General features: G+C 70.3%; 13 protein-coding genes and 1 pseudogene. 5 read left to right on the top strand and 9 right to left on the bottom strand.

What is annotated here, in order from left to right; genetic code table 11:
* Positions 1 to 37: 37 nt before the first annotated feature.
* On the bottom strand, positions 38 to 1114 hold the full coding sequence (mraY, locus tag KUG43_RS05640; RefSeq protein ID WP_216906989.1) for a phospho-N-acetylmuramoyl-pentapeptide-transferase: 1077 nt from the start codon (positions 1112 to 1114) through the stop codon (positions 38 to 40).
* Positions 1115 to 1148: 34 nt separating this feature from the next.
* Positions 1149 to 1400, bottom strand: coding sequence for a DUF3134 family protein (locus tag KUG43_RS05635; RefSeq protein ID WP_216907275.1), 252 nt, complete (start codon positions 1398 to 1400; stop codon positions 1149 to 1151).
* A 51-nt stretch (positions 1401 to 1451) separates the two neighbouring features.
* Between KUG43_RS05635 and KUG43_RS05630 the strand changes: the two genes are divergently transcribed.
* Together KUG43_RS05630 and KUG43_RS05625 are read left to right on the top strand one after the other, a co-directional pair.
* Entirely contained in the window at positions 1452 to 1709 is a 258-nt protein-coding gene (locus KUG43_RS05630; protein ID WP_216906987.1) for a hypothetical protein, read from the top strand.
* On the top strand, positions 1709 to 2965 hold the full coding sequence (locus KUG43_RS05625; protein ID WP_216906985.1) for an argininosuccinate synthase: 1257 nt from the start codon (positions 1709 to 1711) through the stop codon (positions 2963 to 2965). Before KUG43_RS05630 ends, KUG43_RS05625 begins: the two co-directional genes overlap by 1 nt.
* On the opposite strand, the gene KUG43_RS05620 is transcribed toward KUG43_RS05625, so the two are convergent.
* The 4 genes from KUG43_RS05620 to KUG43_RS05605 all read right to left on the bottom strand — a co-directional run bounded on the left by KUG43_RS05620 (position 2928) and on the right by KUG43_RS05605 (position 5592).
* Complete coding sequence (locus tag KUG43_RS05620) at positions 2928 to 3662, bottom strand: hypothetical protein (protein ID WP_216906983.1); 735 nt, start codon at positions 3660 to 3662, stop codon at positions 2928 to 2930. The genes KUG43_RS05625 and KUG43_RS05620 overlap by 38 nt on opposite strands.
* A 57-nt stretch (positions 3663 to 3719) precedes the next feature.
* A complete protein-coding gene (gene rpsF, locus KUG43_RS05615; RefSeq protein ID WP_216906981.1) occupies positions 3720 to 4082 on the bottom strand; it encodes a 30S ribosomal protein S6 in 363 nt (120 codons plus the stop codon).
* A 91-nt stretch (positions 4083 to 4173) separates the two neighbouring features.
* Positions 4174 to 4641, bottom strand: a complete 468-nt coding sequence (locus KUG43_RS05610) for a Tic20 family protein (RefSeq protein WP_216906980.1) — start codon at positions 4639 to 4641, stop codon at positions 4174 to 4176.
* A 36-nt stretch (positions 4642 to 4677) separates the two neighbouring features.
* The gene (locus KUG43_RS05605) at positions 4678 to 5592 is read right to left on the bottom strand and encodes a shikimate dehydrogenase (protein ID WP_216906978.1); all 915 of its coding nucleotides are present in this window, start codon (positions 5590 to 5592) and stop codon (positions 4678 to 4680) included.
* A gap of 176 nt (positions 5593 to 5768) precedes the next feature.
* On the opposite strand from KUG43_RS05605, the gene dnaK reads away from it, so the two are divergent.
* Positions 5769 to 7673 (top strand): molecular chaperone DnaK, encoded by a 1905-nt coding sequence (gene dnaK, locus KUG43_RS05600; RefSeq protein WP_216906976.1) that lies wholly within the window; start codon positions 5769 to 5771, stop codon positions 7671 to 7673.
* Between the two features lie 75 nt (positions 7674 to 7748).
* Here the strand turns inward: dnaK and KUG43_RS05595 are convergent, their stop codons facing one another.
* Both KUG43_RS05595 and psbQ read right to left on the bottom strand, forming a co-directional pair.
* Complete coding sequence (locus KUG43_RS05595; protein WP_216906967.1) at positions 7749 to 8858, bottom strand: NAD(P)/FAD-dependent oxidoreductase; 1110 nt, start codon at positions 8856 to 8858, stop codon at positions 7749 to 7751.
* Between the two features lie 154 nt (positions 8859 to 9012).
* Positions 9013 to 9468: pseudogene (psbQ, locus tag KUG43_RS05590) on the bottom strand (photosystem II protein PsbQ); the annotation flags it as partial.
* Positions 9469 to 9594: 126 nt separating this feature from the next.
* On the opposite strand from psbQ, the gene purU reads away from it, so the two are divergent.
* Both purU and KUG43_RS05580 read left to right on the top strand, forming a co-directional pair.
* Positions 9595 to 10449, top strand: coding sequence for a formyltetrahydrofolate deformylase (gene purU, locus KUG43_RS05585; protein WP_216906963.1), 855 nt, complete (start codon positions 9595 to 9597; stop codon positions 10447 to 10449).
* A gap of 49 nt (positions 10450 to 10498) precedes the next feature.
* On the top strand, positions 10499 to 11779 hold the full coding sequence (locus KUG43_RS05580) for an O-antigen ligase family protein (RefSeq protein ID WP_216906961.1): 1281 nt from the start codon (positions 10499 to 10501) through the stop codon (positions 11777 to 11779).
* Here the strand turns inward: KUG43_RS05580 and KUG43_RS05575 are convergent.
* Entirely contained in the window at positions 11706 to 13319 is a 1614-nt protein-coding gene (locus KUG43_RS05575; RefSeq protein ID WP_216907273.1) for a B12-binding domain-containing radical SAM protein, read from the bottom strand. The two genes, KUG43_RS05580 and KUG43_RS05575, sit on opposite strands and share 74 nt — an antisense overlap.
* Positions 13320 to 13411: the final 92 nt, after the last annotated feature.

The raw sequence follows: 13411 nt of genomic DNA, 5'->3' as shown, positions 1-13411 counted from the left end.
GGCGGGGTCGCCGCGATCGACGACAGGGAGCGGCTGCTCAGGGCAGCAGCACCAACCCCACCAGCACCAGTATCAGGCTGGCGCCCCACAGACCGAGCACCACGCGCTGCTCCGGCAGTCCCCCCAGTTCGAAATGGTGGTGCAGCGGGGCCATGCGGAACAGGCGTCGCCCCTGGCCGTCGGCGCCCTTGGTGGCCTTGAACACGCCCACCTGCAGGATCACCGAGAGGGATTCGGCCAGGAACACCCCCCCCATCAGCAGCAGGGGCCAGAGGCTGTCGGTCAGCAGGGCCACCGAGGAGAGGGCGGCCCCCATGGCCAGGGAGCCCGTGTCGCCCATGAACACCCGGGCGGGGTGGCGGTTCTGGCTGAGGAAACCGAGCCAGCAGCCCGCCATCGCCGTGCAGAAGGCGGCCAGCACCGGATCCCCCCCATGCCCCCGCAGCATCAGCTGCAGTCCCATGCCGGTGAACACGATGGCGCCGCAGCCGGCGGCCAGGCCATCGAGCCCGTCGGTGAGGTTGGTGGCATTGCTTTCGGCCAGGAAGACGAACAGGGCCAGCGGCCAGATCAGCAGTCCGAGGGTGAGCACCCGGCCGAAGGGCAGACCCAGGTCGCCGGGCACGCCGCCCCCCAGCCAGCCGCCCTGGTGGGCCCAGAGCAGGAAGCCCACCGCAGCCAGGGCCTGCAGCAGCAGCTTGCCCCGGGGGCTCAAGCCCGTGTTGGTGCGGCGGGTGAGGCTGCGCCAGTCGTCGACGGCACCGATGGCCATGTAGGCCAGGGTGACGGCCGCCACCGCCAGCAGACGGGGATCCTGCGGGCTGATCAGCCCCCCCACCAGCACCCCCACGGGCACCACCAGCAGCCCCCCCATCGTCGGCGTGCCCGCCTTGCTGTGGTGGGCCTGGGGGCCCTCATGGCGGATCACCTGGCCCAGTTTCAGGGCGCGCAGGCGGGGCACCCCGAGGGCCGCCACACCAGCGCTGACCAGGGCCGCCACCACCAGCGGCAGGGTCAGCATGGAATTGGCCACCAGGGCGTCGCTGGCCAGGCAGGCGGCCAGCAGGATCAGGCCGAGCAGGGCCGCAGGCGTGCGGCCGTCGCGGGAAGCCATCGGAGGGGCTGCAGGGTGGTGACGGATCGGACCGTCAGTCCTCCCAGTCTTCCTCCGAGGGCTCGTCGGCCGGGCTGTAATCCTCTTTCTCGCCCATCAGCGCCGACAGCTCCTCCTCTTCCACCGTGCTCACATCGGTGCTGGCCGTTTCCTCATCGGCCACCAGGCGGCCGCTGGCCTCCAGCAGGCTCAGCAGATCGGGCTCATCCCGCAATGGCAGCACCGGCGCCGGCTCGTTGCGCCGGTAGCGGGTCAGGGAGGGGTTGATCGTGTCGAGAATGCTCATGCCGTCAGGCTGGGTCGTCAAGGACCGACTCATCACCCTACCGCGCCGCCCATGAACACCGCCAAGATTCTGGAAGTGGGCCGTCTCTGGTCGGCGGCCCTCATCCTCAGCACCCTGCTGGCCGCGGCCGCCATCCGCTGGCCCCAGCCCCTGCCGATCGTGCCGGCGGTGGTGGCGGCCCTGGTGCTCGGGCCGCCCCTGCTGCTGGCCCTGGTGGTTCTGCTTCGCTGGCGCCTGCCGGCGGCGGACCAGGGGGGAGAATGGCCCCAGGCGACAGAATCGGTCGCCACTGAGCAGGAGCGTCACTGATGGCGGAGTTGGGGCAGCAGGTGGCGGGTGGTGCACCGCAGACAGGAACGCCGCGTGCCGAGCGGGTCGTGCTCGCCTATTCCGGTGGTGTCGACACCAGCGTCTGCATCCCCTACCTGATGCGGGAGTGGGGGGTGAAGGAGGTGATCACCTTCGCCGCCGACCTGGGCCAGGGCGATGAACTCGAGCCGATCCGGCTCAAGGCCCTGGCGGCCGGCGCCAGCCGCTCCCTGGTCGACGACCTGATCGATCCCTTCATCCGCGAGTTCGCCTTCCCCGCCATCCGGGCCAATGCCCTCTATGAGGGCCGCTATCCCCTGTCAACGGCCCTGGCCCGCCCCCTGATCGCCCGTCGCCTCGTCGAGGTGGCCCGCGAGGTGGGTGCCGATGCGGTGGCCCACGGCTGCACCGGCAAAGGCAACGATCAGGTGCGCTTCGATGTCGCGATCGGTGCCCTGGCCCCCGACCTCAAGGTGCTGGCTCCGGCGCGGGAATGGGGCATGAGCCGGGAAGAGACGATCGCCTACGGCGAGCGCTTTGACATTCCGGCGCCGGTGAGCAAGAAATCCCCCTATTCGATCGACCTCAACCTGCTGGGCCGCAGCATCGAGGCTGGCCCCCTGGAGGACCCGATGGTGGAGCCGCCGGAGGAGGTCTTTGCCATGACCCGCTCGGTGGCGGATGCCCCGACCGAGGGGCAGGTGGTGGAGATCGCCTTCGAGCAGGGCAATCCGGTGGCGATCGACGGTGAGCGTCTCGACCCGGTGGCCCTGATCCGGCGGGCCAATGCCCTGGCGGGGACCCATGGCTTCGGCCGCCTCGACATGATCGAGAACCGGGTGGTGGGCATCAAGAGCCGGGAGATCTACGAAACCCCTGGCCTGCTGCTGCTGATCCGCGCCCACCAGGAGCTGGAGAGCCTCACCCTGGCCGCCGACGTGCTCCGCTACAAGCGCCAGATCGAGATGAGCTGGGCGGATCTGGTGTATCAGGGCCTCTGGTTCGGCCCCCTCAAGGACGCCCTTGACGGCTTCCTCGACCGCACCCAGGCCACGGTGAACGGCCTGGTGCGGATCCGGCTCCAGAAGGGCAGCGCCACCGTGGTGGGGCGCTCCAGCGCCAGCGACAGCCTCTATGTGCCCGACATGGCCACCTATGGCGCCGAGGATCTGTTCGATCACCGCGCCGCCGAGGGCTTCATCTACGTCTGGGGGATGCCTACGCGGTTATGGGCCGCCCGTCGTCGTGGCGACTGATCTTCTGGTGTGTCCCCTCGCCCGTACGCCCATTGGCGTCCGGGCCGCCCAGCCGCAGGGCCCGCTTCAGGGCCTGACCCCAGCCTTCCTTCCTGACCACCGTGGACAGCAGCAGGGGCTGGGGGCGGCCTGAGCCAGGCGGTGGACCGTCGGCGGCAGCCGGATTGAGGCTGTACAGCCGCTCCCGCAGGGCCTGGTTGTCGTCGAGCAGATGCTTCTGGTGCTCCATCACTGTGGCCAGGCGCTGCTGAAACTTGCGCTCGAAGATCTCGGGAAGGTCTTCGAGCATTTCGTGCAGCGCCTTGAGCTCATCGCGGGCGGCTGCCAGCTCCATTTCGAGCTGGTGGGCATCCGGGCCGGTGGTGGTGATGGCGAGGCTCGAGCCCGCCGCTGCCGCCTGGGGGGCCTTGGCCGCAGCCGGTGGCGCGATTGGGTCCAGCAGGATCGGCTCGGCGTCGATCGGCTCGCGGGGGATGGCCGCCGTGTCGGCGCCGGCGGCAGGCACCTCGCCAAAGCTGAAGCTGGCCGGCTGTGGCGGCGCCAGAGGGGCCACCGGCTGGCCGGGGGTCAGCACGCTCGGAGCCGGCGGTGCCTGATTGGCGGGCCAACCAGAAGGGGTGTAGGCCGGCTGGGCCGGCACCACACGGGATGGGAGGGTTCCCTCCGGATAGGCGTCCTCCTTGTCCGAAGCTGTCATCGCCTAGCACCCATTGGGCGGACTTTAGGCCCAGTGCTCAGGGATGAACAACCGGGATCAGACCGCCGCCGGTTCGGTGGGGGCCACCTCGACGGCGGCGCCGGGGACGCTGCGGGGGGGAGGCATGGGGCCGTCCTGGATCACGGTCAGGTAGCGGATCACGTCTTCAGAAAGCCGCATGGCCCGCTCGAGTACGGCCACCTGCTGGCCGTCGCCGCTGTGGTTGAGCTGCACGTAGATGCCTTCCCGGTGCTTGGCGATCGGGTAGGCCAGCCGGCGCTTGCCGCGCATCTGCGTGTCGAGAACTTCGGCGCCGGCCTCGATCACGAGGTCGCGGTACTTGGCGACGTGGGTTTCGACTTCCTCTTCCGGAATGTCCGGCCGGAGGATGTACATGGTCTCGTAATAGGGCTGCGTCATGGTCGCCTGTGGAGGGGCTGATGGGCACGGAGCCCTTCAGCGACGGATCTAGGAACCTATCGCAGCGTCGTCGCCGCTCCTCCAGGAACGTTCAGAACAGCTGCATCCGCACGGCTTCGGAGACGGTGGGGATGTCGGCTTCCTTGCCCCGCAGGCTCTGGATCACCGAGAACAGCACCAGCAGCAGGGTGCCGAGGAAGATCGTGTTGGAGAGGGTGCGGATGGCGAAGCCGGCGCCGAGGGGGGCCAGCAGTGTGTCGAAGGCGAGGGTGAGCAGCACCAGCACGATGTCGATCAGGATCGCCTGCAGCACGTTGAAGCGGATCGGGTAGGGCACCCTGGGGTTGCGTACCACCAGCAGGAACAGGAGCAGGAACAGCACCAGCCCGCCGAAGGGGATGGCCTGCTCCAGCACCACCAGGGGCAGGGCCGGCACGGCGACCCACTGCAGCAGCGGGAACATGTCGAACAGGGCCTGGCCAAAGCGCAGGGCGTCGCTCAGGGGCAGCAGGTAGGCCAGGGCTCCCAGCAGCCGCTGCCAGATCGGAGGACCTTCCATGGGGGCTCTGGGCAAAGGCAGGACAGTGAACGCAGGCTAGGGGGCCTCCAGCCGGGCCAGAGCGGCGGCCCGCATGGCGACGACCGGCATCTCCTGCCGTCCGCTCCAGAGCCGCAGGGAGGCGGCCCCTTGCTGCACCAGCATCTCCAGGCCGTCGATGCTGCGGCAGCCCTGCTGGCGGGCCAGGCGCAACAGGGCCGTGGGTCTGGGTGTGTAGATGAGGTCGTAGACCGTGGTCGCCGGTGACAGGGCCGCGATCTGGTCGGCGCGCAGGGGCGAGCGCTCCGCGGCGGCGGGATCGCCCGTGGAGGCCATCCCCACCGGGGTGGTGTTGACGACCAGATCGGCGCTCGCCAACGCCGCGCCCAGGGGGTCCGCTGAGCCGGTGCTGTCCGGTTCCCAGACCAGGGGCACCAGGCCGGGGGCCCAGTCGGCGCAGGAGCGGATGAACGGCTCCAGGCGCGCGGCGTCGCGGCCCGCCACCCGGATGCAGTCCAGGCCCAGGTCCACCAGGCCCGCCACCACCGCCCGGGCACTGCCACCGCAGCCCAGCACCAGCGCTTCACGGGCGGCCAGGGGCCGCAGCGGCGCCAGAAAACCCTCCACATCGGTGTTGGTGCCGAGCCAGCCGCCGCCTTCGCGACGCACCAGGGTGTTCACGACCCCCAGCCGCTGGGCCAGCGGTGTCAGCGCGTCCGCCAGTTCGGCGGCGGCCTGCTTGTGGGGCAGGGTGACGTTCAGGCCGCGGCAGTCGATCGCCGCCAGGGCCCGCAGCACCACGGCGAGGTCGGAGGCCGCCACCGGCAGGGCCAGGTAGGCCCAGTCGAGGCCCAGCTCGGCGATGGCGGCGTTGTGCATCGCCGGCGAAAGGGAATGGCGCACCGGATCCCCCAGCACCCCCACCAGGGCGGTGCCGCCACCGATCGTCGGTGCTGTCGGGGGGGTCGCCATGGGCTCGCGCGGGCAGCTGCCGCCCGACCGTAGATCCGCCGGATCCCAGGCTCCGACAGGCCGCCGGCCCCGTCCCGGTACGGCACCGGTTCGGGAACCACCCCTCGCCTGGGTCAACCCCGGATGCGGAAGATGGCGGAAGCCAGAAATTCATTCACAACAGGAGTCGGTCATCCATGGGCAAGGTCGTCGGTATTGACCTCGGCACCACGAACAGTTGCGTCGCCGTGATGGAGGGCGGCAAGCCCACGGTGATCGCCAACGCCGAGGGCTTCCGTACGACGCCTTCCGTGGTCGCCTACACAAAGAACCAGGACAAGCTGGTCGGACAGATCGCCAAGCGCCAGGCGGTCATGAACCCGGAGAACACCTTCTATTCCGTCAAGCGTTTCATCGGCCGCCGGGTCGATGAGGTGAACGAGGAGTCAAAGGAAGTCAGCTACGGCGTCGAGAAGGCCGGCTCCAACGTCAAGATCAAGTGCCCGGTTCTCAGCAAGCAGTTCGCCCCCGAGGAGATCTCGGCCGAAGTGCTGCGCAAGCTGGCCGAGGACGCCGGTAAGTATCTGGGTGAAACCGTCACCCAGGCGGTGATCACCGTCCCCGCCTACTTCAACGACTCCCAGCGCCAGGCCACCAAGGACGCCGGCAAGATCGCCGGCCTCGAAGTGCTGCGGATCATCAACGAGCCCACCGCCGCAGCCCTCGCCTATGGCCTGGATCGCAAGAGCAACGAGCGCATCCTCGTCTTCGACCTCGGCGGCGGCACCTTTGACGTCTCCGTGCTGGAAGTGGGCGACGGCGTCTTCGAGGTGCTCTCCACAAGCGGTGATACCCACCTGGGCGGCGACGACTTCGACAAGGTGATCGTTGATCACCTGGCCGACAACTTCAAGGCCAACGAAGGCATCGACCTGCGCCAGGACAAACAGGCCCTGCAGCGCCTCACCGAGGCGGCCGAAAAGGCCAAGATCGAACTCTCCAGCGCCACCCAGGCCGAGATCAATCTGCCCTTCATCACCGCCACTCCCGAAGGCCCCAAGCACCTCGACCTCACCCTCACCCGGGCCAAGTTCGAGGAGCTCGCCTCCAAGCTGATCGACCGCTGCCGGGTGCCGGTGGAGCAGGCCCTCAAGGACGCCAAGCTCTCCACCAGCGAGCTCGACGAGATCGTCATGGTGGGCGGTTCCACCCGCATCCCCGCGGTGCTGGAGCTGGTCAAGAGGATCACCAACAAGACCCCCAACCAGACGGTGAACCCCGATGAAGTGGTGGCCGTGGGTGCCGCCATCCAGGGCGGTGTGCTCGCCGGCGAGGTCAAGGACATCCTGCTGCTCGACGTCACCCCGCTCTCCCTGGGCGTGGAAACCCTCGGTGGCGTGATGACCAAGATGATCACCCGCAACACCACCATTCCCACCAAGAAGTCGGAGGTGTATTCCACCGCCGTCGACGGCCAGACCAACGTGGAGATCCACGTGCTCCAGGGCGAGCGCGAGATGGCCTCCGACAACAAGTCGCTGGGCACCTTCCGTCTCGACGGCATCCCCCCGGCCCCCCGCGGCGTGCCCCAGATCGAAGTCACCTTCGACATCGACGCCAACGGCATCCTGAGTGTCACCGCCAAGGACAAGGGCAGCGGCAAGGAACAGAGCATCTCGATCACCGGGGCCTCCACCCTCAGCGACAACGAAGTCGACAAGATGGTGAAGGACGCGGAGGCCAACGCCAGCGCCGATAAGGAGAAGCGCGAGAAGATCGACCTGAAGAACCAGGCCGAGACCCTCATCTACCAGTCCGAGAAGCAGCTCGGCGAACTGGGCGACAAGGTTGGTGCCGAGGACAAGGCCAAGGTGGAAGGCTTCTCCGCCGACCTCAAGGAAGCCCTTGAGAAGGACGACAGCCCGGCCATCAAGGCCAGCCTCGAGCAGCTCCAGCAGGCCCTCTATGCCGCCGGTGCCTCCGTGTACCAGCAGGCCGGGGCCGAGGGTGCTGCCGCCGGCGCCGCTCCTGGCGGCAATGGCAACGGCACCGCCGCCGCCGCCGATGACGTCATCGACGCCGAGTTCACCGAGAGCAAGTGATCCCTGGGCCGCCCGGCCCGGATCCATCTGCACCAAGCCCCCCTCGGGGGGCTTTTTCATGGGCTGCTGTGTCTTTCAGGCGCCGTGGCGGCCGGCCTCGATCCGGTCGGCCACCCAGGCGGCGCTGGCCGGTGCCAGCAGCACGCCGTTGCGGTAGTGGCCCGCCGCCAGCAGCAGCCCCGGTGCCGGATGCTCCAGCAGCGGGGCCGGCTGGCCCACGGGCCGCGGCCGCAGGCCCTGCCAATGGCGCACCACCTGTGCCTCCCGCAACCACTCCGGCGCCGCACCGCCCAGCTGGCGCAGCTGGACGAGCTGGGCCGGGTCGGCCCTGTCGCCCGGTTCCAGGGTCGCCCCCAGCCACAGCCGCCGGCCGCCCTCCAGGTCGGGACGGGGCACCAGATTGACGCCGCGCCACACCACCGTCCCGGGCCAGTGGGTGGGCAGGGGGGCCTCGAGTTCCAGCTCCAGGGCCTGGCCCAGCACCGGCTCCAGCGTCCAGCGATCGCCTGCGATGCCAGAAACGCCTGCCAGCAAGGCGCCGGCGGTGGTCCCGGCCGCCAGCACCACCCAGGCCGCCCGCTCCGCTCCGCCGCCGGCCAGATCCACCCGCCAGCCGCCCTGATCGGGCTGGAGGGCCACGGCCGCCTCTCCCCGCAGGCTCAGGCCCCGTTGCCGGCCGTCCGCCGCCAGGGCGGCCAGGGCGGTGCAGGGATCGAGCTGGCCATCGCGGCCGCAGTGGAGCCCCGCCAGGGACGGCTGGGGCAGGGTGGGCTGGAGCGGCTCCAGCCGCCGCCGGTCCCAGGGTTCCATGGGCAGGCCCAGGGCCCGTTTGCGCGCCCCCAGCGCCGCCAGGCGTTCCGCCTCGGCGCCATCGGCGGCCAGCAGCAGCACCCCTGCCCGGTAGGGGATCGGATGTCCCCGTTGCGCCAGCTCGCGGCGCCACTGGCCCCAGAGCTCCTGGCTGCGCTGACGCAGGTCCCAGGCCCGGCCCCGGTCGCGGTGGAAGCTGTCGGCCATCAGCACGCCGAGGGCGGCCCGGCTGCCGCTGCGCCACTCGCCGCCGGCATCGCGAACGCCCGGGGGATCACCGGAAAGGACCGGATCCAGCAGCAACACCTTGTGGCCCCGGCCCTGGAGCCACCAGGCGCAGGCCAGGCCCACGATGCCGGCCCCCACCACGATCACCGTGGTGGAGGCGCCGCCGGCTGGCGGATCGTTCCGGGGCCTGGCCTCAGGCGTCGTCGCTCACCGAGACGGGCTGGGGAGCGGGGGTGGAGGCCGAGGGGGCCGGGGGCACGGCATTGGACACCTTCGCCTCGGCGGCGAAGGCTTCGGCCATGGCGACGGCCTCGGCCGGGATCACCTCGGCATAGGCACTGAAGCCGGTGGCCACCTTGATGTAGTCCTTGCGCAGGTTCTCGCCGTCCTGCAGACGGGCGGCCTCATCAAGCTTGGCCAGGGAGGACTTGAGCTTGGTGGCCCGCTTGCCGGCCTCGGCCCTGTCGGCTGGAAGCAGGCGCTGGTTGATGTAGAGCATCTGGCGACCCAGATCCTGCATCGGACCATGGATCAGGTTGCGGGTGAAGACCCAGTTGCGGTCGTTGACCAGATCGGCCAGTTCGGGCAGGCGCTCCTTGGAGGCCAGGAACCCTTCGGCCTGACGGGCGATCAGGTTCATGTCGGCGGGGCTGATCGTCGGGGGCTTGCGGGTCTGGTCACCCGAGCAGGCCACCAGCGAAAGGCTGAGCAGCAAGGCCACGGCGAGCAGGCCGAGGCGGCGCAGGCCTGCCATCAGGGAGATGGGGGCGGGGATCGACGCGACGGCCATGGGACGGTGCTGTGACGTGGCTGGCGCCGTGACTTTACCGGCCCGACTGCGCCACCATGACGGTCCCGACAACGCTCCATTCCGGAATCATCGATGCGTTCTCCCACGGCGATCCTGCAGCTGATCTGCCCCGATCGGCCAGGGCTGGTGAGCGAACTCTCGGGCTGGGTGGCCGCCAACGGCGGCAACATCGTGCATGCCGATCACCACACCGATGCGGGGGCGGGGCTGTTCCTGAGCCGGATCGAATGGGCCCTGGAGGGCTTCGGCCTGCCGCGCGAGGCGATCGTGCCGGCGGTGGCGGCCCTGGCGGGGCGCCTCGGCGGTGAGGGTCAGGTGCATTTCTCCGATGCCCTGCCCCGGGTGGCGATCTTCGCCAGCCGCCAGGACCACTGCCTGGTGGACCTGCTCTGGCGCACCCGCTCCGGGGAACTGCCGATGCTGGTTCCCCTGGTGGTCTCCAACCACCCGGACCTGGCGTCGCTGGCGGCTGATTTCGGTGCCCGCTTCGTGCATCTGCCGATCACGGCGGCCTCCCGGGCGGAGGTGGAGCAGGCCCAGCTGGACCTGCTGGCGGAGGAGGGGATCGAGCTGGTGGTGCTGGCCAAATACATGCAGGTGCTCAGCCCGGCGTTCCTGGCCCGCTTTTCCCAGGTGATCAACATCCACCACTCCTTCCTGCCCGCCTTCCAGGGGGCCCAGCCGTACCACCGCGCCTGGGAGCGCGGCGTCAAGCTGATCGGCGCCACCGCCCACTTCGTCACCGAGGAGCTGGACGGGGGCCCGATCATCGAGCAGGCCACCATGCACGTGGGTCACCGGGACGAGGTGGAGGACCTGATCCGCAAAGGTCGGGACACCGAACGGCTGGCCCTGGCCCGGGCGGTGCGCCTGTTTCTGCGGCGACAGGTGATGGTCTATCGCGGCCGAACCGCTGTGTTTGATTGAGCCTTCCCCCGGGACCCGCCGCCGGTCCCCCGTTGCCGCCGCCGCCCCGGTGATCCGTTTTTCCGCCCTCGATGACCGCCTGCTGGCGCATCGGCCCGCCGCCGCCACCCCCCTGGGCTGGCGCTGTTTCCAGCTGGGGATGTTCCTGCTGGCCAGCAGTGCCTTTCTGGGTGGCCTGGCCCTGCTGCTGGCCCTGATCCTGGGCAGCCGCGGCCGTCGCCCCGTCCTGGAGGACCGCGCCAATGGTGTGCTTCTGGCAACGGCGGTGCTGATGGTGCTGGGCTGCTTCCGGGCCGCCAGCAACGAACTGGCCTGGCTGGGGATGGGCAACTGGCTGCCCTTCTTCTGGGGCTTCTGGGGCTTCCAGGTGTATCTCGGCACCCCCGCCGCCCGCCGCCGGGTGGCCCTGGCCCTGGTGGCCGGCACGGTGCCGGTGATCCTCACCGGCCTGGGCCAGCTCTGGTGGGGCTGGAGCGGACCGTTCCAGTGGCTGGGGGGCCTGATCATCTGGCACATCAAGGCGGGTGGCAATCCGCCGCAGCGGCTGGCGGGCCTGTTCGATTACGCCAACATCGCCGGGGCCTGGATGGTCCTGGCCTGGCCCTTCACCCTGGCGGCCCTGCTGGACGCCCGCCAGGGCTGGCGGCGCCGGGGGGTGGTGCTGGTGATCGCCGCCAGCCTGGTGGCGGCGGTGTTTCTCACCGATTCCCGCAATGCCTGGGGGGCCCTGATGCTGGCGGTGCCCCTGGTGGCGGGGCCGGGCAGCTGGGTGTGGCTGCTGCCGGTGCTGCTGGTGGTGCTGGCGGTGATCGGCCTGGCCACCCTGCCCTGGGTGCCGGCCGCCCCGCAGGAGCTGGCTCGCCAGCTGGTGCCCGAGGCGATCTGGGGCCGGCTGATCGACCTGGACTCCGGCGGTCAGCGGCCGCTGGCGATCACCCGCCTGGCCCAGTGGCAGGTGGCCGTGGGGCTGATCGCCGAACGGCCCTGGCTGGGTTGGGGGGCGGCCGCCTTCAGCATCATTTACCCGATGCGAACCGGCTTCTGGCATGGCCACCCCCACAACCTGCCGATCGATCTGGCCTTGAGCCACGGGGTTCCGGTCGCCGTGCTCGTGGTGGGGCTGGTGCTGTGGCTGCTGGGCCGGGCCGGCTGGCTGGGCATGGCCGGCGGCAGCCTGTTCGATCGGGCCTGGTGGGCGGCGACCCTGGTGCTGGTGGCCCTCCACGCCACCGACATTCCCCTCTACGACAGCCGCGTCAATGTGGCGGGCTGGGTGCTTTTGGCGGGTCTGCGTTGCTATCGCCAGCCAGCGCCTCCTGCCGGTGCCTGAGCAGGGTGGCCGGGGGTAGGGGCCCCTCCAGATGGCTCCAGGGCAGCACCCGCTCCTCGTTCCAGGTGGCATGGACCACCTCCTCCCAGGGGGGCGGCAGCGGCAGGGGAAATGGCAGATCCGCCGGTGCGGCCACCTCGCCGGCCCGGGCCGCCCGGTAGGCCTTCTTCCAGCCGCCCTGGCTGTCGTGCTGGCCCCGCGCCGCGGCGATCACCGGTGCCAGGCGGCGGTCACTGCGGGAGAGCAGGGCCTGGATGACGCTCCAGCCATAGCTCTCCGGTCGCAGCTCGATGCCCTTCGGCTGCAGGCGCCGCGCCAGCCGTTGCAGGCGCTTTTCGGCCTCCGGGCGCACCCCCTGCCACTGGAAGGGGGTGTGGGCCTTGGGCACGAAGGTGCTCACCCCCAGGCTGAGCCGCAGGCCCGGGGTGGCTTTCTTCAGGGCCAGCAGCAGGTCGGCGGTGGCCTCGATGTCGGCGTCGTCTTCGCTGGGCAGCCCGGCCATGCCATAGAGCTTCAGGCCGCTGAGGCCACCCTCTTTGGCGTAGCGGGCCGCGGCGAAGATTTCCTCGCCGCTCAGCTTCTTGTTCACCACCCGGCGCAGGCGTTCGCTGCCGCTTTCAATCGCGATCGTGAGTGACTTGCTCCCCCGCCGGGCCAGGATCCGCCCCAGCTGCGGGGTCACGGTGGCGGCCCGCACCGAGCTGACGCTGACCCGCGTGCCCTCGAAACGGTCCTGATCCAACCAGCTGAGCAGGTCGGCGAACTGGGGGTGCTGGGTCACCGAGGCCCCCAGCAGGCCCAGCCGCTGCGTCACCGCCAGTCCCGTCTCCACCGCCGGGATCAGCCCGTCGTCGAGGGAGGCGGTGCGGAACGGCAGGGTCAGGTAGCTGGCCAGGCAGAAGCGGCACAGCTCCGGGCAGCTGCGGGCCACCTCCACCATGTGGATCGACGGCCAGGCCGCCTCCGGTGTGATCACCGTGGAATGGCTCAGGGTGTTGCCGCGCCAGGTCTGCTTGGCGACGGTCGCCGGCAGGTCGGCGACGGTGGGCTCCACCGCCAGCAAGGCTCCCTCACTGTCGTAGCGGGGGGCATACAGCGCCGGCACGTAGACCCCGGGAACCCGGGCCAGTTGCCGCAGGCGTTCGGACCGGGACAGGGTGCGGCTGGCCTGGAGGGCGTCGATGAAGGCGGGCAACAGCAGCTCGCCGTCGCCAAGCAGCACCACGTCGAAGAAGGGGGCCAGCGGTTCGGGGTTGGCGGTGAGCACCGGGCCGCCGCCGAACACAATCGGGTCGTCCTCCCCCCGCTGGTGACTCCACAGGGGAATCCCCTGGCGCTCCAGCAGGTCGAGCAGGACGGGGCCGTCCAGCTCCCAGCTGAGCGACAGACCGAACAGATCGCAGTGGCGGTGTGGGGGGTCCCCCTGGTCGGTGAACAGCCGACGCACGTCGAGGTCGCTGCGGCGCGCCAGGCTGGCCCACACCACCTGGTAGCCCAGGCTGGTGATCCCCACCGAATAGCTGCTGGGGAAGGCCAGCACGGTGCGCAGGGCATCGGCGACCGGTTGGGCCGGCTCGAACAGCAGGGTTTCCTGATTCAGAGGGGGCGGCGGGAAGGGGAGATCCAGCGTGT

This window comes from Synechococcus sp. CCY 0621 (assembly GCF_019038465.1).
Classification (GTDB): domain Bacteria; phylum Cyanobacteriota; class Cyanobacteriia; order PCC-6307; family Cyanobiaceae; genus Cyanobium.
Note: the sequence above shows the minus strand (reverse complement) of the source record. Positions and strands in the feature narration are given on the sequence as shown.

Excerpts from the sequence above, each read along its gene's own strand:
- dnaK (WP_216906976.1), top strand. The coding sequence starts at position 5,769 with ATGGGCAAGGTCGTCGGTATTGACCTCGGCACCACGAACAGTTGCGTC.
- purU (WP_216906963.1), top strand. The coding sequence starts at position 9,595 with ATGCGTTCTCCCACGGCGATCCTGCAGCTGATCTGCCCCGATCGGCCA.
- KUG43_RS05635 (WP_216907275.1), bottom strand. The coding sequence starts at position 1,400 with ATGAGCATTCTCGACACGATCAACCCCTCCCTGACCCGCTACCGGCGC.
- KUG43_RS05610 (WP_216906980.1), bottom strand. The coding sequence starts at position 4,641 with ATGGAAGGTCCTCCGATCTGGCAGCGGCTGCTGGGAGCCCTGGCCTAC.
- KUG43_RS05630 (WP_216906987.1), top strand. The coding sequence starts at position 1,452 with ATGAACACCGCCAAGATTCTGGAAGTGGGCCGTCTCTGGTCGGCGGCC.
- KUG43_RS05620 (WP_216906983.1), bottom strand. The coding sequence starts at position 3,662 with ATGACAGCTTCGGACAAGGAGGACGCCTATCCGGAGGGAACCCTCCCA.
- KUG43_RS05625 (WP_216906985.1), top strand. The coding sequence starts at position 1,709 with ATGGCGGAGTTGGGGCAGCAGGTGGCGGGTGGTGCACCGCAGACAGGA.
- mraY (WP_216906989.1), bottom strand. The coding sequence starts at position 1,114 with ATGGCTTCCCGCGACGGCCGCACGCCTGCGGCCCTGCTCGGCCTGATC.
- rpsF (WP_216906981.1), bottom strand. The coding sequence starts at position 4,082 with ATGACGCAGCCCTATTACGAGACCATGTACATCCTCCGGCCGGACATT.
- KUG43_RS05605 (WP_216906978.1), bottom strand. The coding sequence starts at position 5,592 with ATGGCGACCCCCCCGACAGCACCGACGATCGGTGGCGGCACCGCCCTG.